This window comes from Streptomyces sp. S465 (genome assembly GCF_026898115.1).
GTDB classification, from domain to species: domain Bacteria; phylum Actinomycetota; class Actinomycetes; order Streptomycetales; family Streptomycetaceae; genus Streptomyces; species Streptomyces luomodiensis.
Window position 1 is genome coordinate 4214183 of sequence record NZ_CP114036.1, and the last position, 22863, is coordinate 4237045.

Annotated in this window: 15 protein-coding genes; 2 read left to right on the forward strand and 13 right to left on the reverse strand. The window is 74.0% G+C overall.

Annotation, left to right across the window (positions count from 1 at the left end; genetic code table 11):
- Window positions 1–121 precede the first annotated feature (121 nt).
- Together N6H00_RS17750 and N6H00_RS17755 are read right to left on the reverse strand one after the other, a co-directional pair.
- Window positions 122–991, reverse strand: a complete 870-nt coding sequence (locus N6H00_RS17750) for an alpha/beta fold hydrolase (RefSeq protein ID WP_268972721.1) — start codon at window positions 989–991, stop codon at window positions 122–124.
- 676 nt (window positions 992–1667) lie between these two features.
- Window positions 1668–2360 (reverse strand): metal-dependent transcriptional regulator, encoded by a 693-nt coding sequence (locus N6H00_RS17755; RefSeq protein ID WP_268972722.1) that lies wholly within the window; start codon window positions 2358–2360, stop codon window positions 1668–1670.
- Between the two features lie 151 nt (window positions 2361–2511).
- Here N6H00_RS17755 and N6H00_RS17760 point away from each other — a divergent pair, with 151 nt between their 5' ends.
- Window positions 2512–3267, forward strand: coding sequence for an SIS domain-containing protein (locus N6H00_RS17760; protein WP_268972723.1), 756 nt, complete (start codon window positions 2512–2514; stop codon window positions 3265–3267).
- Window positions 3268–3345: 78 nt separating this feature from the next.
- Here the strand turns inward: N6H00_RS17760 and N6H00_RS17765 are convergent, their stop codons facing one another.
- Complete coding sequence (locus tag N6H00_RS17765; protein WP_443072975.1) at window positions 3346–4896, reverse strand: PAS domain-containing protein; 1551 nt, start codon at window positions 4894–4896, stop codon at window positions 3346–3348.
- Window positions 4897–5324: 428 nt separating this feature from the next.
- Window positions 5325–6020 (reverse strand): pyridoxamine 5'-phosphate oxidase, encoded by a 696-nt coding sequence (gene pdxH, locus N6H00_RS17770; RefSeq protein WP_268972724.1) that lies wholly within the window; start codon window positions 6018–6020, stop codon window positions 5325–5327.
- A 391-nt stretch (window positions 6021–6411) separates the two neighbouring features.
- On the opposite strand from pdxH, the gene N6H00_RS17775 reads away from it, so the two are divergent.
- Complete coding sequence (locus N6H00_RS17775) at window positions 6412–7512, forward strand: citrate synthase 2 (protein ID WP_268972725.1); 1101 nt, start codon at window positions 6412–6414, stop codon at window positions 7510–7512.
- 32 nt (window positions 7513–7544) lie between these two features.
- On the opposite strand, the gene N6H00_RS17780 is transcribed toward N6H00_RS17775, so the two are convergent.
- The 9 genes from N6H00_RS17780 to N6H00_RS17820 form a co-directional block, all read right to left on the reverse strand.
- Window positions 7545–8153 carry a TetR/AcrR family transcriptional regulator gene (locus tag N6H00_RS17780; protein WP_268972726.1) on the reverse strand — a complete coding sequence of 203 codons (609 nt, stop codon included), beginning with the start codon at window positions 8151–8153 and terminating at the stop codon, window positions 7545–7547.
- Complete coding sequence (locus N6H00_RS17785; RefSeq protein WP_268977020.1) at window positions 8150–9004, reverse strand: enoyl-CoA hydratase family protein; 855 nt, start codon at window positions 9002–9004, stop codon at window positions 8150–8152. Before N6H00_RS17785 ends, N6H00_RS17780 begins: the two co-directional genes overlap by 4 nt.
- 86 nt (window positions 9005–9090) lie before the next feature.
- On the reverse strand, window positions 9091–10680 hold the full coding sequence (locus N6H00_RS17790) for a 4-coumarate--CoA ligase family protein (RefSeq protein WP_268972727.1): 1590 nt from the start codon (window positions 10678–10680) through the stop codon (window positions 9091–9093).
- A gap of 113 nt (window positions 10681–10793) precedes the next feature.
- Window positions 10794–11954 carry an acyl-CoA dehydrogenase family protein gene (locus N6H00_RS17795; RefSeq protein WP_268972728.1) on the reverse strand — a complete coding sequence of 387 codons (1161 nt, stop codon included), beginning with the start codon at window positions 11952–11954 and terminating at the stop codon, window positions 10794–10796.
- A gap of 86 nt (window positions 11955–12040) precedes the next feature.
- Window positions 12041–14005, reverse strand: a complete 1965-nt coding sequence (locus N6H00_RS17800; protein ID WP_268972729.1) for an acetyl/propionyl/methylcrotonyl-CoA carboxylase subunit alpha — start codon at window positions 14003–14005, stop codon at window positions 12041–12043.
- Between the two features lie 12 nt (window positions 14006–14017).
- Complete coding sequence (locus tag N6H00_RS17805) at window positions 14018–15616, reverse strand: acyl-CoA carboxylase subunit beta (protein ID WP_268972730.1); 1599 nt, start codon at window positions 15614–15616, stop codon at window positions 14018–14020.
- Window positions 15613–17349: an acyclic terpene utilization AtuA family protein gene (locus N6H00_RS17810; protein WP_268972731.1), complete on the reverse strand. Its 1737-nt coding sequence runs from the start codon at window positions 17347–17349 to the stop codon at window positions 15613–15615. The genes N6H00_RS17805 and N6H00_RS17810 overlap by 4 nt, the downstream gene beginning before the upstream one ends.
- Window positions 17346–18281 (reverse strand): TIGR03084 family metal-binding protein, encoded by a 936-nt coding sequence (locus N6H00_RS17815; protein WP_268972732.1) that lies wholly within the window; start codon window positions 18279–18281, stop codon window positions 17346–17348. Before N6H00_RS17815 ends, N6H00_RS17810 begins: the two co-directional genes overlap by 4 nt.
- A gap of 1227 nt (window positions 18282–19508) precedes the next feature.
- On the reverse strand, window positions 19509–22754 hold the full coding sequence (locus N6H00_RS17820) for an FAD-binding and (Fe-S)-binding domain-containing protein (RefSeq protein ID WP_268972733.1): 3246 nt from the start codon (window positions 22752–22754) through the stop codon (window positions 19509–19511).
- Between the last annotated feature and the right edge of the window lie 109 nt (window positions 22755–22863).

Sequence of the window (22863 nt, forward strand, 5' to 3'; positions counted from 1 at the left end):
CCCGTGTCCATGACGGGTCGATTTCTCATTGCCGGAGGAGAGGAGAGGACTCGTAGGATCGACGAACCGTCGATCGTGTTCAAGAGGCGTTGCGTTCAAGGGGGCGAAGCGGGACCAGCCGCTAGACGGGCAGGACGGAGGCCAGGAACGGCTCCACGGCGCGGCGCCACCCGTCCGGCTGGTCGTAGTGGACGAGATGACCGGCGTCGGCCACCTCCGCATACTGACCGCGGGGCAGCACGCGGACCATCTCCTGCGCCTCCGCACGGCCCAACTCACCGTCCGGCCCGCGCACGACTAGGGTGGGGCACTCGACCAGCGCCAGCTCCTCCCAATGGGCGTCATGCACCCAGGCCTCACGGGCCTTCAGCATCTGACGGCAGGAGAAGACGGGGCGCCAGCCGTCCGAGCGCTCGGCCATGACCTCGGCGAAGAAATCGCCCCGGGACGGATTCGGCCGCTCCAGCGTCGGATCGTCCTCACCGAACCACTTGCGCACGTCGGCGAGGGTCGCGAACGGCACCGGCCAGGAGCGGAACCAGTCGGCCCACTCACGCTGGGAGGCGGCGCCCAGGGCCGAGGCCCGCATATCACTGATGACCAGCGCCCGGACCAGATCGGGCCGACGGGCGGCGAGCTGCCAGGCGGTGAGGGCACCCATGGCATGGCCGATCAGGGTCACCGGGGCGAGGCCGAGCTGCTCCACGGCCGCCTCGGCGTCGTCCACATAGGTGGAGCGGTCGAACGGCCCCTCGGCCGGCCGCTCGCTGCGGCCGTGGCCGCGCTGGTCCAGGGCGACCGCCCGATGGCGGGTGGCGAGCCAGCGGGCCGTCTCCGCCCAGTGGGCGGCGCGGCCCAACAGCCCATGGAGCAACAGCACTCCGGGCCCCGGCGCTTCCTCGCGGCCGCTGCCCGCCTTGGGCGGATCGGTGAACTCCCAGGCGGCGAGCCGCACACCGCCGGCCCCGCTCACATCGATGCGTCGCACCATGAGGTCTGGCACCTCCAACCCTCTCTCGAACGCCCTCACAGTATCGAACTCGTATTCGAACATGCCGCTGTCGCGGCTCAACACCCCTCATTCGAGTGACCACGCCCAGGGATTGATCGTCTGCGCCACGGGGAGACAGCTAGCGGGAGGCGGACTGCTCGGGGAAGGGAGTCCGCGGGGGAGGACCCTGAGAGCTCGGGGCTCCGGGTCACCAGGGTCCCGGGTCGCACCGGCCGCGTTCGCACGGCCGGTGCGACCCGGAGCCCGGCGGGGGACATGGGGAAGCGGGGCCCCGGCACCCGACGGCACCGGGGCCCTCGCTGAAGCGCACCCCCTCGACGGCACACTCCCTCGGCGCCACAGCCCCTCGGGCCCACCCGAGCCCCCCTCCCCTGACGACCTGAGCGTCAGCGACAGCGTCGCACGCGTCGGCCGCGCCCGCTCGGTTTCCCTCGACTCCGGTTTCGGAAAAATCCGTCGTCGCAGGTCGTGACGGCCGAATCAACTGAACGGGGTGTATCGGTCAGCGTGTCGGCACGCGGAGCGGTGTGGGTGGTGCGGAGTGCGGTCGCGAGGGGCCCGCCGGTCAGGGGGCGGGGAAGAGGGCGAGCGGGCACTGGGGGCCGGCGGGAGGCAGGAAGGGGCGAAAGGGGCGAAGAGGCAGAAAAGGCTCGGGTCAGCGCTTCGCCACGAAGACGTGCGAGGCGATGTCCGCCTCCAGCTCCGCCGCCTCACCGCTGCTGCCCACCAGCACTCCGCCCGGCGACTCGGTGACGCTCACCACGGAGCCCGGCTGCACCCCGGCCCGCCGCAGCGTGTACATCACCTGGGCGTCCGCCTGGATGGGCTCGCCGATGCGGCGCACCACCACCGTCTTGCCCTCGGAGCCGGGCTCCAACTCCCGCAGGCTCACCATGGACTCGTCCAGGAACGGATCGACCTCGGCCTTCTCGCCCAGCTCCTCCAGGCCCGGAATCGGGTTTCCGTACGGCGACTCGGTCGGATGGCGGAGCAGCTCCAGGACACGCCGCTCCACCGCCTCGCTCATCACATGCTCCCAGCGGCACGCCTCGGCGTGGACCTGCTCCCACTCCAGCCCGATCACGTCGACGAGCAGGCACTCCGCGAGCCGGTGCTTGCGCATCACCCGCGTGGCCAGCCGACGGCCCTCCTCGGTCAGCTCCAGGTGCCGGTCGCCCGCGACGGTGACCAGCCCGTCGCGCTCCATCCGCGCCACCGTCTGGCTGACCGTCGGACCGCTCTGCTCGAGCCGCTCGGCGATCCGGGCGCGCATGGGGACCACGCCCTCCTCCTCGAGCTCGAGGATGGTGCGGAGATACATCTCCGTGGTGTCGATCAGTCCGGACATGCGTGCCCCTCGATGTGTCGTGCGGTGGCCCTCAACCAATTCTGACGCATCCCACCGACAACGGGGCCGAGTCGGCCCCTTCCGCCGCAAGGGGCCGGACTGCTATTGACAGCGTCATGATCGGAACACCTACATGGAAGGTCACGCGTTGATGAGCGAGTCCAAGCAGGCCGGGCAATTCTTCGACGCGGCCATCGGCCTGCTGCGGCAGGTGCGGGACGAAGAAGGCGAGCATATCGCCGCGGCGGGCACCCTGATCGCCGATACCGTCGTCTCGGGCGGCCGCCTCTTCACGTTCGGCGCCGGGCACTCCTCCCTGCCCGCCCAGGACGTCGTCTACCGCGCGGGCGGGCTGGCGCTGATGAACCTGCTGCCGGTGCCGGGGATGGTGGGCGTGGACGTCATGCCCGCCACGCTGGGCAGCGCGCTCGAACGCGTCGACGGACTCGCCACGACCGTCCTCGACAGCAGCCCGCTCGGGGCCGGGGACCTGCTGTTCGTGATCTCGCTGTCCGGGCGCAACGTCCTGCCCGTGGAGATGGCGACGAGCGCGCGGCAGCGCGGTGTCACGGTGATCGGGGTGACATCGGTCGGCTACGCGACCGGCACGACCTCGCGCAACTCCTCCGGTGGCTTCCTGAAGGACCACTGCGATCTGGTCATCGACAACAAGATCCCGGTCGGGGACGCGGAGCTCACGGCGGACGGCGTGGGCGCGCCCTTCGCGCCCGCGTCCACGGTGGTGACGAGCGCGATCATGCAGTCCGTGGTGGCGGCGGCGGTCGGGGAACTGGCCGAGCGGGGGATCGAGCCGCCCATGCTGAGGTCGGGGAACGTGGACGGCGGCCACGAGTGGAACCGCAAGGTGATGACCGAGTACCGGGACCGGATCTTCTACCAGCGGTGATACCGGCGGTGATTCCAGCGGTCCGTCTCGGCGGTCGTCTCAGCGGTGATCGCTTGCCGGCGCGCCGTTCGGTGACCTTCAGTACCGGCGTACGGCCAGGTCCACCGAGGCCGCGACCCGCGCCGCGACGTCCTCCGCGTACACCGCGTCCGTACGGTCGAAGGCCCGGCGGCCGGAGGTGCGCAGGAAGGTGACCACGCCGAGGGTGCGGCCGCGGCTGCGCAGCACCGCGCACAGCCCGTGCACCACGCCCTCCGGCCATTTGCGGGCGGCCGCCCACTGGGTTCTCGCCGGCTCGTCCGAGCGTCTCGCGCTCGTCCGTACCGAACCGCAGCGCTCGACCGCCTGGAGCGCCGGATGGCCCCCCGCGTAGCCCAGCGGGATGCCGCCCGGGGCGACGGGCGGGCAGGGGCCGGGGGTGCCGGTGGGGGTGGCCGCCGCCCGGACCAGCCGGATCCGGTCCGCCGGGGCGCCCGGCGGCGGGTCCAGGGCCAGGTCGATCAGGGCGTGATCGGCGAAGCCCGCCAGGGCGAAGTCCAGGTGGACCGAGGCCGCCTCCATCGGGTCCTCGCATTCGGCCGCCGCCCGCGTCGCCCGGTGCAGCTGGTTGCTCCTGAAGCGCAGCCGGGCGCTCTCCTGCTCCTGGCCCTTGGCCTCCGTCATGTCCTGGAAGATCCAGGCCACCCCGAGCGGTGTCGGCTCCTCGGTGAGCGGTGAGGCCAGCCGGAGGAAGCCGCTGCGCCAGCAGCGGCGCAGCGCCCCCGCGCCGTCCGTGCCCGCCGTGTCGCGGCCCGGGACCTCGCCGCGCACCGCCTCCTCGTCGTCGAGCAGCTCGTAGCGCACCCCGGCCGGGCCCTCGATACCGTGCCCCGCGCCGGCGTCCCGCAGGGTCACCCACAGCTCGGTCGGCGCCAGGGGCGCGCCCTCCGCGAGGACGTGCTGGAGCGCGGCCTCCGCCTCCTCGACGCCCTGGTCCAGGAAGTCGCCCAGCGGCCGGCCGGGCGCGGCCTTACGGGCGGTGCGCAGCGCGCCGGCCGCGTTGGCGTTGACGACGGCGACCCGCAGATCCGCGTCGACCAGGACCACGTTCCACGACGCGTCCTCCAGCAGCGCCTCGCTCAGCGCGATCGACCGCTCCAGGTCGATCTGCTCGTGCGCCTCGCCGAAGGCGCAGTACACCCCGGCCGGGCGGCCGTCCGCGCCCGGCATGCGCGAGGACTGCGTGCGCACCAGGACCCGGCCGCCGTCCTTGGTCAGCAGCGCGAACTCGTGCACCCGGCGTCCCGTGGCGCTCATGGCCTCCTTAAGGCGCGCCTCGACCTCCCGCGCGTCCTCCGGGCGGGCCGCCCAGCCGCCCAGCCCCTTGCGGTCGACCGCCTCCGCCGCCGTCCAGCCGAGGATGCGCTCGGCCTCGCGGTTCCAGTGGGTCACCCTGCCGTCGGTGTCGAACGCGCACAAAGCCGCGTCCATCCCGTCGAGCAGCGCGGCGAGCAGCTCGGAGTCGAGCCGCTCCGGGCGGTCGGGCCGGCCGGACGCCGCCGACTCCGCCTCCGCCTGCCCCGGGACGCCCCGCGCGGAGCCGGCGGAACGCGCCGGACGTGCAGGTTCGGAACGTTGTGAAGCGCTCACCGGACACCCCCTGCTGGACGTGGCTGTCTGTGGTGGGGCACGTCGGACATTGAACTCGAACGTGACACGCGCCACACCGCATTCGGGGAAATCGTTGCCTCCCGGAAATTCGCTTGTGTGTGGCACCAGGGCGTTCTTAGGCTGTGCGGTACACGAGAAGGGAGGTGGTTCGGCAGATGTATGAAATCCGGACGCGTGAGGTGACTGCGGGCTAGCGGTCCGTCGTCGCGCTCAGCGCATTCGCCGGACTGGCGCACGAACGGGTGCGCAGCCGGCCAATCCCACGCAGTCACCCGACCCGCGGGTCGCCGGTACGTCCGACCGGCCCCCTTCCGCCTCAGGGCGCAGGGGACAGACCCGCGGGTTGTCCGCGTTCTGAGGGACCTCACGGGCGCGGGGCGCCTCACGGGTCGAGGACGCCGCGGCTCCTACGGGTACAGGCGCTCCACCCGCCAGCCCTCCGCACCAGGCAGCCGGACGTACCGCAGCCGGTCGTGCAGCCGGTTCTCCCGGCCCTGCCAGAACTCCACGGCCTCCGGGACCACCCGGAACCCGCCCCACTCCGGCGGCACCGGCACCTGCTCGCCCGGCGGATAGCGGTTCGCCAGCTCCTCGTACGAGCGGTCCAGCTCCGCCCGCGAGCCCACCACCGCGGACTGCGTGCTCGCCCACGCCCCCAGCTGCGAACCGTGCGGCCGGGTGCGGAAGTACGCCGCCGTCTCGTCCCGCCCGGTCCGCTGCGCGGTGCCGGTCACGATCACCTGCCGGGCGATGGGATGCCAGGGGAAGAGCAGTGCGACCTGCGGGTTCTCACCCAGCTCACGGCCCTTGCGGGAGCCGTAGTTGGTGTAGAAGACGAAGCCGCGCTCGTCGAAGCTCTTCATCAGCACCGTGCGGGAGCTGGGGCGGCCCGCCGCGTCGGCCGTCGAGACCACCATGGCGTTCGGTTCGAAGAGCCCGCTGCCGACCGCGTCCTCGAACCACCGGGTGAACTGCCGGAACGGGTCGTCCGCGAGGTCCGCCTCGTCGAAGCCCGCCGCGCGGTAGTGCTCGCGCATGGCGGCCGGGTCGTACGTACGCGCGGAGGAAGCCGAGGGCTCCGAGTCAACGTGAGGCACGGGCATATCTTGCAACATCATCGGTCCGCCGCACCGGCGGCCCCGGAAGAGCGGTCCCCTCCCCCGGCCACGCGCCCACACCCGTTCCGCGAAACCCTCCCGCGCACCGCACGCGGTGGCGCACCACACGCGGTGTGCCGCTTCTCACGCTTCCCCACGGGGAGCGCACCCACCAGACTGAGTCGGACCACGCGCCTGTCCGCGCTGGGCAGGCCCCACCCTCCCGTGTCCTGGCGGTCACTCCCCGCCATGGTTGGGTGACCACCACCCGCACGGGGCACATCACCGGTGTGGCCGGTACGGACCGCGAGCCGTGTCAGGCGGCCGCGTAACCGTCCCGGCACCGCCCGCCGCCGCCCGTCGTCCGCGTCATGACCGCATCATGAGGAGCCGCCTGATGTCCGACTTCGTACCCGGACTCGAAGGAGTCATCGCGTTCGAGACGGAGATCGCCGAACCCGACAAGGAGGGCGGCGCGCTCCGCTACCGAGGCGTGGACATCGAGGACCTCGTGGGCCATGTCTCCTTCGGGAACGTCTGGGGTCTGCTGGTCGACGGCGCCTTCAACCCGGGGCTGCCGGCCGCCGAGCCGTTCCCCATCCCGGTCCACTCCGGGGACGTCCGGGTCGATGTGCAGTCCGCGCTGGCCATGCTCGCGCCCGTCTGGGGGCTCAAACCGCTGCTGGACATCGACGAGGAGCAGGCCCGTGAGGACCTGGCGCGGGCGGCCGTGATGGCCCTGTCGTACGTCGCCCAGTCGGCCCGCGGCCAGGGGAAGCCGATGGTGCCGCAACGGGAGATCGACAAGGCCGGGACCATCGTGGAGCGCTTCATGCGGCGCTGGCGCGGCGAGCCCGACCCCAAGCACGTCGCCGCCGTCGACGCGTACTGGACCTCGGCGGCCGAGCACGGGATGAACGCCTCCACCTTCACCGCCCGTGTCATCGCCTCCACCGGCGCCGATGTCGCCGCCGCGCTCTCCGGCGCGGTGGGCGCCATGTCCGGGCCGCTGCACGGCGGCGCGCCCTCCCGGGTGCTCGGCATGATCGAGGAGATCGAGCGCACCGGGGACGCCACCGCGTACGTCAAACAGGCCCTCGACCGGGGCGAGCGGCTGATGGGCTTCGGCCACCGCGTCTACCGCGCCGAGGACCCGCGGGCGCGGGTGCTGCGGCGCACCGCGCGGGAGCTGGGCGCACCGCGCTTCGAGGTCGCCGAGGCGCTGGAGCGGGCCGCCCTGGAGGAGCTGCACAACCGCCGGCCCGACCGGGTGCTGGCCACGAACGTGGAGTTCTGGGCGGCCATCGTGCTGGACTTCGCCGAGGTCCCGGCGCACATGTTCACGTCGATGTTCACCTGTGCCCGCACGGCGGGCTGGAGCGCGCACATCCTGGAGCAGAAGCGGACCGGCCGGCTGGTCCGGCCGTCGGCCCGGTACGTCGGCCCCGGCGCGCGCAGCCCGCACGACATCGAGGGCTACGGGGACGCCCAGCGGTAGCTCGGGCCACAAGCTCGAACGCCGGCCGCGGTTCAGGAGGGGGTTGCCATGATCCCCTCCAGGATCTTCGACCACTGGGCCACCACCCGCTCCCGGCGGTGGCCGTCGTCCGTCAGGAGGTTGGCCAGGCCGAGGCCGCGTCCCATGTCGAGCAGGCCCTGGACGGTCTCCCGGACGCCCGGCACCGATTCGTCGGCGCCCAGCAGCTCCACCGCCATCCGATGCGTCTCACGGCCGATCTTCGCCTCCAGGGCGGTCACCCGGGCGCCCAGCTGCTCCTCGTACGAGGCCGCCACCCACAGCTGGAGGGCGGCCCGGAAGAGCGGGCCGGTGTAGAGGCTCACCAGCGCCTCGACCACCGTGCGGACGCGGCCCTCCCCGCGCGGGGCGACCAGGGCGCGCAGCTCGGCCGAGCGCTCCTCGGCGACATGCTCGACGGCGGCCGTAAAGAGGTCCTCACGGGTCGGGAAGTGGTGCTGGGCCGCGCCCCGCGACACCCCGGCCCGCTCGGCCACCACCGCGACCGTGGAACCGGCCCAGCCGTGCTCGGCGAGGCAGGACACGGCGGCCTCCAGCAGCCGTCTGCGGGTCGCGCGGCTGCGGTCCTGCTTGGGGTCGCGCAGTGCCGTACGGGGGGTCATCGGGACGCCCCCGCGGCCCCGGCGCCGGAGTCCGGCGCCACCCCCGCGTCCGGTGCCCCCGTGGCCCCCGCGTCCGGCGCCGTGTCCCGTGGCGCCCAGGCCGGGTCGCGCCGTTCCAGGAACGCCGCCATGCCCTCACGGGCCTCCTCGGAGGCGAAGAGGCGGGCCGACAGCTCGGCCAGCGGTGCCGCGTCCCGGTCGAAGGCGCGCAGCACATCGGCGGTCACCAGCCGCTTGGACTCGGCGAGGCCCTGCGGGGAGCCCCGGCGCAGCCCGTCCAGGACGGGCGCCAGCGCCCCGTCCGCGTCCCCCTCCGGGTCCGCGATCGTCACCAGCCCGATCCGGGCCGCCTCGGCGGCGTCGAACCGCTCACCCGTGAGGTAGTAGCGGGCCGCCGCGCGCCGGTCCAGCCGGGGCAGCAGCGGCATCGAGATGACGGCCGGGGCGAGGCCGAGCCGCGCCTCGGTGAAGGCGAAGCTCGCGCCGCGCCCCGCCGCCGATATGTCGCACGCTCCGAGCAGTCCGAGCCCACCGGCCCGCACATGCCCGGTGACGCGTGCGACGACCGGCTTGGGCAGCTCCACGATCGCCCGCAGCAGCGCCACGAGTCCGGCCGCCCCGGACGCCGAGGGCGGTTCGCTCAGGTCCGCGCCCGCGCAGAAGGTGGTGCCGGTGTGGGTGAGCAGCACCGCCCGGACGCGGTCGTCCCGCCCGGCCGCCGCCAGCGCCTCGCGCAACTCGCCGACCAGGCGCGTCGAGAGGGCGTTGCGGTTGTGCGGCGAGTCCAGGGTGAGGGTGGTGATGCCGCGCTCGAAGGCAGCCCGTACGAGCGGAGCGGGCGCGGCGGACACCGGCGCGGCGGCCGAGGGTCCGTCGGCCGTGGAATCGTCGGCCGTGGAGCCATCGGTCAGGGAGCCATCCGTCGGGGAGCCGTTGGTCATCGTGCGGTCGCACTCCTTTCCCTGGCGCGCAGTTCACGCCTCAGGATCTTGCCGGTGGCCGAGCGCGGCACGGAGTCCGTGAACTCCACGCGGCGCACCTTCTTGTACGGGGCCACCTGCCCGGCAACGTACGCGATCAGGTCCTCCTCCGAGATCCGGGCCCCGGGTCCGCGCACCACATACGCCTTGGGGATCTCGTTGCCGTCCCCGTCCGTCACCCCGATCACGGCGGCGTCGGCGACGGCCTCATGGGCGAGCAGCACGGCCTCCAGGTCGGCCGGGGCGACCTGATAGCCCTTGTACTTGATCAGCTCCTTCACCCGGTCCACCACATACAGCCAGCCGTCCGCGTCCACGTGCCCGACATCGCCGGTGTGCAGCCAGCCCTCCGCGTCGATCATCGCGTCGGTGTCCTCGGGGCGGCCCAGATAGCCCTTCATCACCTGGGGGCCTCGGATGACGATCTCGCCGTCCTCGCCCGCGGGGAGGTCCTCCCCGGTGTCCGGGTGCACGATGCGCATCTCGGTGCTCGGGAGCAGCTTTCCGACGGTGCCCTGTGGTGCGTTCTCCGCGTCGCGCGGCACCAGGTGGCAGGCCGGTGACAGTTCCGTCATCCCGAACCCCTGGAGCAGCGGCGGTACGCCGAGCCGCCGGGCGCACGCGTCCGCGAGCCGGGCGTCCAGCGGGGCCGCCGCGCTCAGCACGTACCGCACCGACGACAGGTCATGCCCGTCCACCGCCGGATGCTTGGCGAGCGCGAGCACGATCGGCGGGGCCACATAGAGCGCCTCGGCCCGGTGCTTCTCGGCCGCCGCGAGAAACTGGTCGAGTTCGAAGCGCGGCAGCACGATCACCGTGCCGCCGTTGCGCAGCGGCGCGTTCATGAGCGCCGTAAGGCCGTAGCTGTGGAAGAACGGCAGAACGGCCAGGACCCGTTCCCCCGGTTGGTTGGGGACCAGCGTCTCCACCTGGGCGATGTTGGTGGCGACGTTGCGGTGGGTGAGCATCACGCCCTTGGGGACGCCGGTGGTCCCGGAGGAGTACGGCAGCACCGCGACGTCCTCGGCCGGGTCGATCTCCACCGCCGGTTCGGGCGCGGTGCTCGTCAGCATGGAGCGCAGTGAGCGGTGGCCGCTCGCCTCGTCGCAGACGAAGACCTCCCGTATCCCGCCCGCCCGTTCGGCGGCCTGCCGGGCCACGCCCAGCAGCGCCGAGACGGTGATGACCCAGGACGCGGCCGCGTCCCGGAGCTGCTTGGCGAACTCCTCCGGCGTCGCCAGCGGATGCACCGTGGTCACCGCGGCACCGGTGCGGGTCGTGCCGTAGAACGCCGGTGGGTACATGACCGAGTTGGGGCTGTGCAGGGCCACCACATCGCCCTTGCACACCCCCGCCTCGGCCAGCGCGGCCCCGATCCGGCGGGAGGCGCGGTCCAGCGCGGCATAGCTCAGGGACACCCCGGTCACGCCGTCTATCAGGGCGGTCAGCTCGCCGAACTCCCCGGCCGCGCGGGCCAGTACGGCGTCGTGGATGGGCAGATCGACGAGCGGGACATCGGGATACTCGCTGCGCAGCACCGTGGCCATGGCCGTTCCCCTCAGCTGTGATGTACCTACCTGTCCGTTCTGCCCTACCCGCGAGATCGGTACGGCGCCTGGCTCCCCACCCGTGGAAGCCGGTCCCCTAGGGAAGTTGGCCGTCAGTACGACTTCGGCAGGCCCAGGGTCTGGTGGGAGACGAAGTTGAGGATCATCTCCCGGCTGACGGGGGCGATCCTGGCCACCCGGGCGGCCGTGATCAGCCGGGCCAGCCCGTATTCGGCGGTCAGGCCGTTGCCGCCGAGGGTGTGCACGGCCTGGTCCACCGCCTTCACCGCGGCCTCCCCGGCCGCGTACTTGGCCATGTTGGCCGCCTCGCCGGCGCCCGCGTCATCGCCCGCGTCGTAGAGGTACGCCGCCTTCGCCATCATCAGCCGGGCCAGCTCCAGCTCGATATGGGCCTGGGCGAGGGGGTGGGCGATCGCCTGGTGGGCGCCGATGGGCTCCTTCCAGACCTGGCGGGTGCGGGCGTAGTCGACGGCCTTGTCGAGCGCGTAACGGCCCATGCCCAGCGCGAACGCCGCCGTCATGATGCGCTCGGGGTTGAGCCCCGCGAACAGCTGGAGCAGCCCGGCGTCCTCGTCGCCGACCAGCGCGTCGGCGGGCAGCCGTACGTCGTCCAGCACCACCTCGAACTGCTTCTCCGGGGCGGACAGTTCCATGGGGATGTGGTGGTGGGAGAAGCCGGGCGTCTCGCGCGGGACGATGAACAGGCAGGGCTTGAGCTTCCCGGTCCTGGAGTCCTCGGTGCGGCCGACGATCAGGGTCGCGTCGGCGATGTCCACACCGGAGATGAAGACCTTACGGCCGTTGAGTACCCAGCCGCCGCCCTCGTCCCGGCGGGCGACGGTGGTGATGCGGTGCGAGTTGGACCCGGCGTCGGGCTCGGTGATGCCGAACGCCATGGTGACGCTGCCGTCGGCCAGACCGGGCAGCCAGCGCTTCTTCTGCTCTGCGGTGCCGAACCGGGCGATGACGGTGCCGCAGATGGCGGGCGAGACGACCAGCATGAGCAGCGGGCAGCCCGCGGCGCCCAACTCCTCCAGGACGATGGACAGCTCGGTGATCCCGCCGCCCCCGCCGCCGTACTCCTCGGGCAGGTTGACGCCGAGATAGCCGAGCTTGCCGGCCTCGGCCCACAGGTCGAGGGCGCTGTCACCCTCCTGGGGGCCGCCCGGGGCGTGCCCCTTGGCGAAGGACGAGACCGCGGCGCGGAGCGCCACGTGCTCCGGGGTGTCCACGGGCGTATGGGTGCTGGTCATGGACGGCTCCTCCTGGTCATGGACGGCTCCTGCCACCGTGCGGCGCGTGGTGCGGGCCGGGCGGGCCGGCGCGGTTCGCGCACGGGTCACTCCCCCGGCGCCACGACGGCGAGCAGGGCTCCGACCTCGACCTGACGGCCGGTGGCGGCGTGCAGCGCGGTGAGCACTCCGGCGGCGGGCGCGGTGACGCGGTGCTCCATCTTCATGGCCTCCAGCCACAGCAGCGGCTGTCCGGCCGCGACCCGGTCCCCGACCGCCACCTCGGCGACCCGCACCACCGTGCCCGGCATGGGCGCCAGCAGCGAGCCCGGTTCGGTGCGGGCGGTGGGGTCGGGGAAGCGGGGCAGCGCGGTGAACGCGTGGCCGCCCTGGGGCGTGTCGACGTAGCGGCGGTCCCCATAGGCCGCCACCTCGAACGTCCGCCGGACGCCGGCCACGTCGAGGACGACCCGCTCCGGGTCGGCGCTCAGCAGCCGGACGCCGGGGAAACCTTCCGCGAGCAGCCCGTCACGGGTGAGGCGGTAGCGCACCTCGTGCTCGGTGCCGTCCGGTTCGGCCCGGTAGCTCCGCAGCTGTGGCTGGGAGGGGACGTTGCGCCAGCCGCCCAACCGCCCGGCCACGGTCGCCGGCCGCCGCGCCGCGTCGGCCAGGGCGGCGGCGAGGGCGGCGAGCGGCACCGCCCGATCGTCGTCACCGCCTCGGGGGGAATCAGCGGCCGAGGCGGACTCCGAGGCGGTGGCCGACGCGGTGAGTTCGGGCAGATGGCGTTCGAGGAAGCCGGTGTCCATCCGGGCCGCCTCGAACTCCGGGTGGCGCAGGGCCCGCACCAGCAGCTCCCGGTTGGTCACCGGACCGTGCAGCCGGGCCCGCTCCAGCCCGTGGGCCAGCCGCCGCACGGCCTCGGCGCGGGTCGGGGCGACGGCGATGACCTTGGCCAGCATCGGGTCGTAGTGGACGCCGATCGCGTCCCCGTCGGCCGGCCCGGAGTCGACCCGCAGCCCGGCGATCTCCAGCCGGTGCATGATCCCCGTCTGTGGCTGCCAGTCGCGCGCCGGGTCCTCGGCGTACAGCCGCGCCTCGACGGCGTGCCCCCGTGGCGCCGGGGGCTCGGCCTCGAGGGCCGCCCCCTCCGCGATCCGCAGTTGCAGCGCCACCAGGTCCAGTCCGTAGATCTCCTCGGTGACCGGATGCTCCACCTGGAGGCGGGTGTTCATCTCCAGGAAGTACGCCCGTCCCGCCGCCGAGACCAGGAACTCCACCGTGCCCGCGCCCTCGTAGCCGATGGCGCGCGCCGCGTTCGCCGCCGACTCGGTCAGGGTGCGCCGCAGTTCCTCGTCCAGCCCGGGGGCCGGGGCCTCCTCGATGACCTTCTGGTGGCGGCGCTGGAGGGAGCAGTCCCGGGTGCCGAGGGTCCAGACGGTGCCGTGGGTGTCGGCGAGCACCTGGACCTCGACATGGCGGGCGCCCTCCACATAGGGCTCCACGAAGATCTCGCCGTCGCCGAAGGCGGAGGCCGCCTCGGCGCGGGCGGAGTCGAGTGCGGCGGGGAGCGCGTCCAGGTCGCGGACCACCCGCATGCCCCGGCCGCCGCCGCCCGCCGCCGCCTTGACGAGCACGGGCAGATCACCGGCGGTGACCCCGGCCGGGTCGAGCGGATCGAGCAGCGGGACGCCCGCCTTGCGCATGAGCTCCTTGGCGCGGGTCTTGGAGGCCATGGCCTCCATCGCCTCGGGCGGCGGCCCCACCCACACCAGCCCCGCGGCCCTGACGGCGCGCGCGAAGTCGGCGTGCTCGGAGAGGAAGCCGTAGCCGGGGTGAACGGCGTCGGCCCCGGCGGCCATGGCGGCCTTGACGAGGAGATCACCGCGCAGATACGTGTCCGCCGGGGCGTCGCCCGGCAGCCTTACGGCGGTGTCGGCCTCCCGCGCGTGGGGCGCGGCGGCGTCCGCGTCGGAGTGGACCGCGACGGTGGCGATGCCGAGGTCGCGGCAGGTGCGGACGATACGCCGCGCTATCTCGGCGCGGTTGGCGACCAGGAGGGAACGGATCACGGGTTTCCTCACTCACATCCGGAAGACACCGAAGCCACCACGCGCCCCCTCGACCGGCGCGGTGTGCAGGGCGGACAGACACAGGCCGAGGACAGTGCGGGTGTCGCGCGGGTCGATGACGCCGTCGTCGTAGAGCCGCCCGGAGAGGAAGAGCGGCAGCGACTCGGACTCGATCTGCTGCTCCACCATGGCGCGCAGCGCGGCATCGGCCTCCTCGTCGTACGGCTGCCCCTTCGCGGCGGCGGACTGCCGGGCGACGATCGACATCACGCCGGCGAGCTGCTGCGGGCCCATGACGGCGGACTTGGCGCTGGGCCAGGCGAAGAGGAAGCGGGGGTCGTACGCGCGGCCGCACATCCCGTAGTGGCCGGCGCCGTACGAGGCGCCGATGAGCACGGACAGATGCGGTACCCGGGAGTTGGAGACGGCGTTGATCATCATGGCGCCGTGTTTGATGATCCCGCCCTGCTCGTAGTCGCGGCCGACCATGTAGCCGGTGGTGTTGTGCAGGAAGAGCAGCGGGATGTCACGCTGGTTGGCGAGCTGGATGAACTGCGCGGCCTTCTGGGACTCCTCGCTGAACAGCACCCCCTGGGCATTGGCCAGGACCCCGACCGGATAGCCGTGCAGCGCGGCCCAGCCGGTGGCCAGGCTGCGCCCGTACAGCGGCTTGAACTCGTCGAAGTCCGAGCCGTCGACGATCCGGGCGATCACCTCGCGCGGATCGAAGGGGATCTTGAGGTCGCCGGGGACGATGCCGAGCAGCTCCTCGGCGTCGTACTTGGGCGGTTCGGCGGGCCCCGGATCGGGGTGCGCCTTGCGCCAGTTGAGCCGGGCGACGACCCTGCGGGCCTGGCGCAGCGCGTCGGGTTCGTCGGTGGCGAAGTAGTCGGCGAGGCCCGAGGTGCGGGCGTGCATCTCGGCGCCGCCCAGCGATTCGTCGTCGCTCTCCTCACCGGTGGCCATCTTCACCAGCGGCGGGCCGCCCAGGAAGACCTTGGAGCGCTCCTTGACCATGATCACGTGGTCGGACATCCCGGGGATGTACGCGCCACCGGCGGTGGAGTTGCCGAAGACCACGGCGATGGTGGGGATGCCCGAGGCGGACAGCCGGGTGAGATCGCGGAAGAGCGCGCCGCCGGGGATGAAGATCTCCTTCTGGGAGGGGAGATCGGCGCCGCCGGACTCGACGAGGCTGACGACCGGGAGCCGGTTGGCGCGGGCGATCTCATGGGCGCGCAGCGACTTCTTGAGCGTCCAGGGGTTGCTGGACCCGCCCCGTACGGTCGGGTCGTTGGCGCTGATCAGGCACTCCACACCGGAGATCACCCCGATACCGGTGACGATCGAGGCGCCGACCGGATACTCGCTGCCCCAGCCGGCCAGCGGGGACAGCTCCAGGAACGGGGTGTCCGGGTCCAGCAGCAGCTCGATCCGCTCGCGGACGAGCAGCTTGCCGCGCTTGCGGTGGCGCTGGACGTACTTCTCCCCGCCCCCGGCGAGCGCCTTGGCGTGCTCGCCCTCCAGTTCGGCGAGCTTGCCGAGCATCGCCTCCCGATGGGCCGTGTAGTCGGCGCCTGCGGGGTCGAGCGCGGACGCGAGCACGGTCACAGCAATACCTCCGGTATCTCCAGGTGGCGTGAGCGCAGCCATTCGCCGACGGCCTTGGCCTGCGGGTCGAAACGGGCCTGTGCGGCGACGCCCTCGCCGAGCAGCCCGTCCACGACGAAGTTCAGGGCGCGCAGATGGGGCAGCGGATGGCGGGTGACGGTCAGCGGGGCCGTCTCCGGGAGCAGCTCCCGCAGCCGGTCGACGGTGAGGGTGTGGGCCAGCCAGCGCCAGGCGTCCTCGCCGCGCGCCCAGACGCCGATGTTGGCGCTGCCGCCCTTGTCACCGCTGCGGGCCCCGGCGACCGCGCCGAGCGGGGCGCGGCGGGTCGGCAGGCCGGGCGGGAGGGGCGGGGGCAGCGGGGGCCGGCCCACCGGGTCCTCGGGGACGGGGGCGGGGGCGTCCGGGGACGGGGGGACGGCCGGGGGGACGGCCGGGGGGATGGTCCGCCGGGAGCCGTCCGGCAGCACGGCGGTGTGCGGCACGGTGTCGGCCGGGAGGTACACGGCCTCGAAGACGCCGTAGGGCGAGCCCTTTCCCGGTGGGGCGGTCACATGGAAGCCGGGAACGCTCGCGAGGGCCAGTTCGACGGCCGCGCCGCTGATCGCCCGCCCCACCGCCGCCGGGTCCCGGTCACGGACCACCAGTCGCAGCAGCGCGCTCGCCTCCTCCTGCACGGCCGCGTCGGGGTGGTCGGTACGGGACAGGGTCCAGCGGACCTCGGCGGGGCGGCGCTTGCTCATCGCCTCCTCCATCTGGTCCCGTACGAGCGCCGCCTTGGCCTCGATGTCGAGGCCGGTGAGCACGAACACCACCTCGTTGCGATGGCCGCCGAGCCGGGTCAGCCCGGCCTTGAGGGTGCCGGGCGGCGCCTCGCCCCGTACGCCGTGGACGCGCACCCGGTCCGGCCCGTCCGGGGTGAGCCGCACCGAGTCCAGCCGGGCGGTGACGTCCGGGCCGACGTAGCGGGCCCCCGCCGTCTCGTAGAGGAGCTGGGCGGTGACCGTCCCGACCGTGACGGCGCCGCCCGTCCCCGGATGCTTGGTGATCACGCTGGAGCCGTCGGGGTGGATCTCGGCGAGCGGGAAGCCGGGACGGCGTACGTCCCCGAGCTCGGTGAAGAAGGAGTAGTTGCCGCCGGTCGCCTGGGTACCGCACTCCAGGATGTGCCCGGCGACCACGGCTCCGGCCAGCGCGTCCCAGTCGTCGGCGGCCCATCCGAAGTGCGCGGCGGCCGGGCCCGTCACCAGCGCGGCGTCCGTCACCCGCCCGGTGACCACCACCTCCGCGCCACCGCGCAGACACTCCGCGATCCCGGCCCCGCCCAGGTAGGCGTTGGCGGTGACCACGCCCGGCCCCCAGTCACGGGCGCCGACGAGGTCGTCCCCCTCGACATGGGCCACCCGGCAGCCGACGCCGAGCCGGTCGGCGAGTGCGCGTATCGCGTCGGCCAGCCCGGCCGGGTTGAGTCCGCCCGCGTTGGTGACGAGCCGTACGCCGCGCTCCATGGCGAGCCCCAGGGTGTCCTCGAGCTGGCGCAGAAAGGTGGTGGCATAGCCGCGCGCCGGGTCCTTGGCGCGGTCCCGGCCCAGGATGAGCATGGTCAGCTCGGCCAGATAGTCCCCGGTCAGCACGTCCAGGGGGCCGCCGGTGAGCATCTCGCGCACCGCGTCGAAGCGGTCGCCGTAGAAGCCGGAGGCGTTGCCGATGCGGAGGGGGGCGGGCGACGGGGTCACGGGGCGCCTCCGGCGCGGTGTTCGGCGGCGTCGCGTTCCGCTCCTCCCGCGACGCGGCCTGCGGAGGCGTCACCCGGGGCGCTGCCGCCCGGCTCACCGGCACCTCCGCCCCCCGGATGGCCCGTGCCGCCCACCGCGTGCTCCGTCCGCTGCCCCGGGGCGCGGCCCTTGCCGGGCGGGCCCGCGAACGCCTGCGCGATGTCCAGCCAGCGGTCCGCGTCCGGCCCCTCGGCCCGTACGGCCAGATCGTCGCGGTGCGCCCGCTGGGTCACCAGCAGGCAGAAGTCCAGCGCGGGCCCGGTCACCCGCTGGGCCGCGTCCTCGGGGCCGTACGTCCACACCTCACCGTGCGGGCCGGTGAGTTCGACCCGGAACTCCTCGGCCGGCGGCTCCAGCCCCCGCGCCGCGTACGCGTAACCCCGCGCCCGGACCCCGATCCGGGCCACATGGCGCAGCCGGGCGGTGGGGGCCCGGTGCACGCCCAGCGCGTCGGCGACGTCCTGGCCGTGCGCCCAGGTCTCCATCAGCCGGGCCGTCGCCATCGACATCACGCTCATCGGCGGCCCGTACCACGGCAGCCGGGCGCGCGGCGGCTGCGCCGCCAGGCTGCGGATCAGCCGCTCCCGGCCCTCCCGCCACCGGCTGAGCAGCACCTCGTGCCCCAGGGCCACGCCGCGCTCCGCGCCCTCGTCCACGAACGCGTCCGGAGCGGCCCACGCCTTGCGCACCTCGTCGGCGAACCCCTGGGGGTCCTCGGCGGCCTGCACGGCCCGCTCGTCGGTCCAGGCGAGATGGGCGATCTGATGCGCGACGGTCCACCCGGGCGCGGGCGTCGCCGTACGCCACGCCACGTCTCCGAGCCCGGCCACCAGGCCGTCCAACTCGTCCCCCTCCGCCCGCAGATCGGCGAGCAGAGCCTCCGTCTCGGACACGCGTCGCTCCCGTCTCGTCGGGTCTGCCGTGTGTCGGCTTCTTCATTTCTTGTCGAGCGAGGGTGGCAGCGCGGCGAGAAACAATCAAGCACGCTTGCATGATTCAGCCGGTTGTGGCCGTTGACGAGGGGCGCGCGGCGCGTTGGGGGTGCGGGTGGCGCGTTGGGGGTGCGGGTGGGCCGGAGCGGAGCTGGGGTGGGTCGGGCTACTGGGCTCGGTTGGGTGCGGCTTTCGTCTCGCGCCTTCGGCGCAGTTGAGCAGCGGGGCAGGGGGTGCCGGGCCGGGCCCTCGCCGCCGAGCGCCGGGCCGGTGGGGGCGGCGGCCGGTGGCGGCTTCCGTGGCCGGGGGCCGAGGCCGAGGCCGGACAGCCGGGGGGTGGGGGTACCTCCTGCAATCGTTTGATGAATTAGTTGCGTCAGATCAAGCGTTTTGGAGAGGGGTACCGGGAGGGGGCCGGAAGAGCGCCGCCGGACCGCCGGGGCCGGGGCGAGCGCACGGGCGAGCCACCCGGCCAACCCCATCGACAGCTGACGGACGGCGCTTGCGGTCCAACGCCGCGTTGGCCGAAATCTTGCCCCGCCGCCCGCCGCCCGCAGTCCGGCTGGGCCCCGGCCGCCCAGCGCGGAAGCCGCCACCGACGCCCACCTCCACGGGCCCAGCACCCGGCGGCGGCGCCACGCCCCCCACCCCCGCCGCCACTGCTCAATGGCGCCGAAGGCGCGAGACGGCGCCGCACCCGGCCGAGCCGACCGACCCCGCGACAGCGTCACCCAAGCACTACGCCGAACCCCCCGCCACGCCCTTCGCCAAGCCGCCCGCAGTCCGGCTGGGCCCCGGCCGCCCAGCGCGGAAGCCGCCACCGACGCCCACCTCCACGGGCCCAGCACCCGGCGGCGGCGCCACGCCCCCCACCCCCGCCGCCACTGCTCAATGGCGCCGAAGGCGCGAGACGGCGCCGCACCCGGCCGAGCCGACCGACCCCGCGACAGCGTCACCCAAGCACTACGCCGAACCCCCCGCCACGCCCTTCGCCAAGCCGCCCGCAGTCCGGCTGGGCCCCGGCCGCCCAGCGCGGAAGCCGCCACCGACGCCCACCTCCACGGGCCCAGCACCCGGCGGCGGCGCCACGCCCCCCACCCCCGCCGCCACTGCTCAACGGCGCCGAAGGCGCGAGACGGCGCCGCACCCGACCGAGCCGACCGACCCCGCGACAGCGTCACCCAAGCACTACGCCGAACCCCCCGCCACGCCCTTCGCCAAGCCGTCCGCCAAAACCTCCGCCAGGTGGCGTCCCTTCCGCCCCGCCAGCTGGTTCAGCTGGGTACGGCAGGAGTAGCCGTCCGCCAGCACCTCCGTGCCCATCTCCGCAGCGCGTACCGACGGCAGCAACTGCTCCTCGGCACAGGCCACCGAGACCTCGTAGTGCCCGTCCTCGAAGCCGAAGTTGCCCGCCAGACCGCAGCAGCCGCCGCTCAACGCGCCCGTAAGGCCGGCGCGTTCCCGCAGACGGCGCTCGGCGGCGTCGCCGAGGACGGCGTGCTGGTGGCAGTGGGTCTGGCCGACGACGGGGCGGTCGATCCTCGGCGGCTGCCAGTCCGGGGCGTACCGCTCCAGCGCCTGGGCGAACGTCGACACCGACTCGGCCAGGCGTGCGGCGCGCGGGTCGGTGCCGAGGAGTTCGGGGAGGTCGGTGCGGAGGGCGGCCGTGCAGCTGGGTTCGAGGCCGACCACCGGAAGTCCGGCGTCCAGGGCCGGGGCCATGACGTCCAGCGTGCGCCGCATGACCGTGCGGGCGCGGTCGAGCTGACCGGTGGAGACCCAGGTCAGCCCGCAGCACACGGGCCTGGGCGGGACCACCACCCGCAGCCCGGCCGCCTCCAGCACAGCGACCGCCGACCGGCCGACCGACGGGGAGAGGTGGTTGGTGAAGGTGTCCGGCCACAGCACGACGGTGCGCCCCCTCCCGGCCCCCTGGCCCGGCCCCTCCTGCTCCCCCGGTCGCCCCGGTGCCGTTGGTGCCGCCGTGCCGCGCCCGGCCCCGCCGGGCAGCCGCCCGGCCCGTCCCGGCCCGGACCCGGACCCGGTTCCGGCTCCCGCGCCACCCACCGCCGCGCGCACCCACCCGGCCAGCCCCCGACCGGCTCCGGACCGGGAGCCGCCACCGGGGTTGGCGGGGCTGGCACCAGGTCCAGCGGGGCGGCCACCGAGACCGGCAGGAGCGCCACCAGGGCTGGCAGGGCCGGCGTCAGGTCCGGCAGGACCACCACCGGGACCGGCGGCGCCAGCACCAGGACCAGCGGGGCCGACACCAGGACCGCCGGGGCCGGGACCCGGTCGGGCCTCGGTCCCCGCGCCACGCGCACCCGCGCCCCGCGCCGCCGCGCGCGCCCGCTCCCGCCACCACCTCGTGAAGGGTTCACGGGCCAACTCGGGGATGTCCCGTTCGGGGGCGAGGCCGCCCATGCGCTTGGCCAGGGCGGCGAGCGGGCTCACCCCGGACAGCGCGTTGAGCACCGGCGCCGCCCGCAGGGCGGCACCGGCCCGCAGCCACACCGGGAGCCAGCCCATCGAGTAGTGCGCGGCGGGCCGCAGCCGTCCCTCGTAGTGGTGGTGCAGGAACTCGGCCTTGTACGTGGCCATGTCGACCTCCACCGGGCAGTCGCTGCGGCAGCCCTTGCAGGACAGGCACAGGTCGAGCGCGTCCCGTACCTCCTCCGAGCGCCAGCCGTCCTGGACGACCTCGCCCGCGAGCATCTCGTGCAGCAGCCGGGCGCGGCCGCGCGTGGAGTGCCGCTCCTCGCCGGTCACCCGGTACGACGGGCACATCACGCCCGCGCCGGACACCGACTCGTTACGGCACTTGGCGACGCCCACACAGCGCCGGACCGCCGCCGAGAAGTCGCCCTTGTCGTGCGGGTAGCCGAACGCGACGTCCACCGGGCGCCTGGGCAGGACATCGAAGCGCAGGTTCTGGTCCACGCGCTGGGGGCGGGCCAGGACGCCGGGGTTGAGGCCGCCTTCCGGGTCCCACAGGTCCTTGAACCGGGAGAAGAGGCCGACCATCTCCTCCCCGTACATGCGCGGCAGCAGCTCGGCGCGGGCCAGCCCGTCGCCGTGCTCACCGGAGAGCGAGCCGCCGTGGGCGACGACGAGATCGGCGAGGTCGGAGGAGAAGGCCCGGAACACCCGGATCCCGGCCTCACGCATCAGGTCGAAGTCGATGCGGACGTGGATGCAGCCGTCCCCGAAGTGCCCGTACGGCGTGCCGCGCAGCCCGTGCTGGGCCATCAGGGCGCGGAAATCACGCAGGTAGGCGCCGAGCCGGGGCGGCGGCACCGCGCAGTCCTCCCAGCCGGGCCACGCCTCGCTGCCGTCCTGGTTGCGCGTGGCCGTGCCGGAGGCGTCCTCGCGCACCCGCCACAGGGCGCGCTGCCCGGCCGGGTCGGCGACGACGGTGTGGCCGGTGGTGGCCTCGGCGGCGGCGCGGGCCACCTCCTGGGCGCGGGAGAGCGCCTCCTCGCGGTTGGCCCCGCCGACCTCCACGAACAGCCACGCGCCGCCCTTGGGCAGCCCGGACGCCCCGGCGACCAGATCGGCGGCCATGCCCTCGACGGTCAGCGGACCGTGGGGCAACAGGGTGTGCGCGGCCTCGGCCGCCGCGCTCTCGTCGGGGTAGCCGAGCACGGCGAGGGCGCGGGCGCCGGGCGCCTTCACCAGCCTTACGGTCGCCTCGGTCACCACGCCGAGGGTGCCCTCGCTGCCGGTGAGGGCGCGGGCGACATCGGCGTTCTTCTCGGGCAGCAGCTCGTCCAGGGCGTAGCCGGAGATCCGCCGGGGCAGCTCGGGGAAGCCGGTGCGCAGCAGGGCCAGGTGCCGGCCGACCAGGGACCGAATGCCGTCGCGGAGCCGGGCGGGCAGGTCGTGGAGGCCCTGGGCGGCCCGTACCCGCTCCCCGCCGTAGGTGAGGACGTCCAGCTCGCGGACGTTGTCGGCGGTGGTGCCCCAGGCCACCGAGTGGGAGCCGCAGGAGTTGTTGCCGATCATGCCGCCGAGGGTGCAGCGGCTGTGGGTGGACGGGTCGGGGCCGAAGGTCAGCCCATGGGCGCCGGCCGCCGCACGGAGGTCGTCCAGGATGACCCCGGGCTGGACGACGGCGGTCCGCCGCTCGGGGTCGAGCGAGACGATGCTCCGCATGTGGCGGGTGAAGTCGAGGACGACACCGAGCCCGGTGGCCTGCCCCGCGATCGAGGTCCCGGCGCCGCGCGCCACCACCGGCACCCCGCGCTCCCGGCAGACGGCCAGCGCCGCCGCCACGTCGTCCGCGTCGCGCGGTGCGACCACTCCGGTGGGCACTCTGCGGTAGTTGGACGCGTCCATGGTCATCAGCGCCCGGCTCGCCGTATCGAAGGAGACGTCCCCGCGGACGGCCCTGCGCAGCGCCTGCTCCAGCTCGTCTGCCTCGTGGTCAGCCATGCCTCCATGGTCCACGGCGAGCGGACCGTTGAAAATGTCCAATTCCGATTCATGGCCGTCGTGTTCCGAGATCGCGGCTACAGCGGGGCGATCGCCCACGTCAACACGG

What these genes read in the sequence shown, in the direction of transcription:
- N6H00_RS17750 (WP_268972721.1), bottom strand. Translation starts at nt 991, where the DNA reads ATGGTGCGACGCATCGATGTGAGCGGGGCCGGCGGTGTGCGGCTCGCC.
- N6H00_RS17755 (WP_268972722.1), bottom strand. Translation starts at nt 2,360, where the DNA reads ATGTCCGGACTGATCGACACCACGGAGATGTATCTCCGCACCATCCTC.
- N6H00_RS17760 (WP_268972723.1), top strand. Translation starts at nt 2,512, where the DNA reads ATGAGCGAGTCCAAGCAGGCCGGGCAATTCTTCGACGCGGCCATCGGC.
- pdxH (WP_268972724.1), bottom strand. Translation starts at nt 6,020, where the DNA reads ATGCCCGTGCCTCACGTTGACTCGGAGCCCTCGGCTTCCTCCGCGCGT.
- N6H00_RS17775 (WP_268972725.1), top strand. Translation starts at nt 6,412, where the DNA reads ATGTCCGACTTCGTACCCGGACTCGAAGGAGTCATCGCGTTCGAGACG.
- N6H00_RS17780 (WP_268972726.1), bottom strand. Translation starts at nt 8,153, where the DNA reads ATGACCCCCCGTACGGCACTGCGCGACCCCAAGCAGGACCGCAGCCGC.
- N6H00_RS17790 (WP_268972727.1), bottom strand. Translation starts at nt 10,680, where the DNA reads ATGGCCACGGTGCTGCGCAGCGAGTATCCCGATGTCCCGCTCGTCGAT.
- N6H00_RS17795 (WP_268972728.1), bottom strand. Translation starts at nt 11,954, where the DNA reads ATGACCAGCACCCATACGCCCGTGGACACCCCGGAGCACGTGGCGCTC.
- N6H00_RS17820 (WP_268972733.1), bottom strand. Translation starts at nt 22,754, where the DNA reads ATGGCTGACCACGAGGCAGACGAGCTGGAGCAGGCGCTGCGCAGGGCC.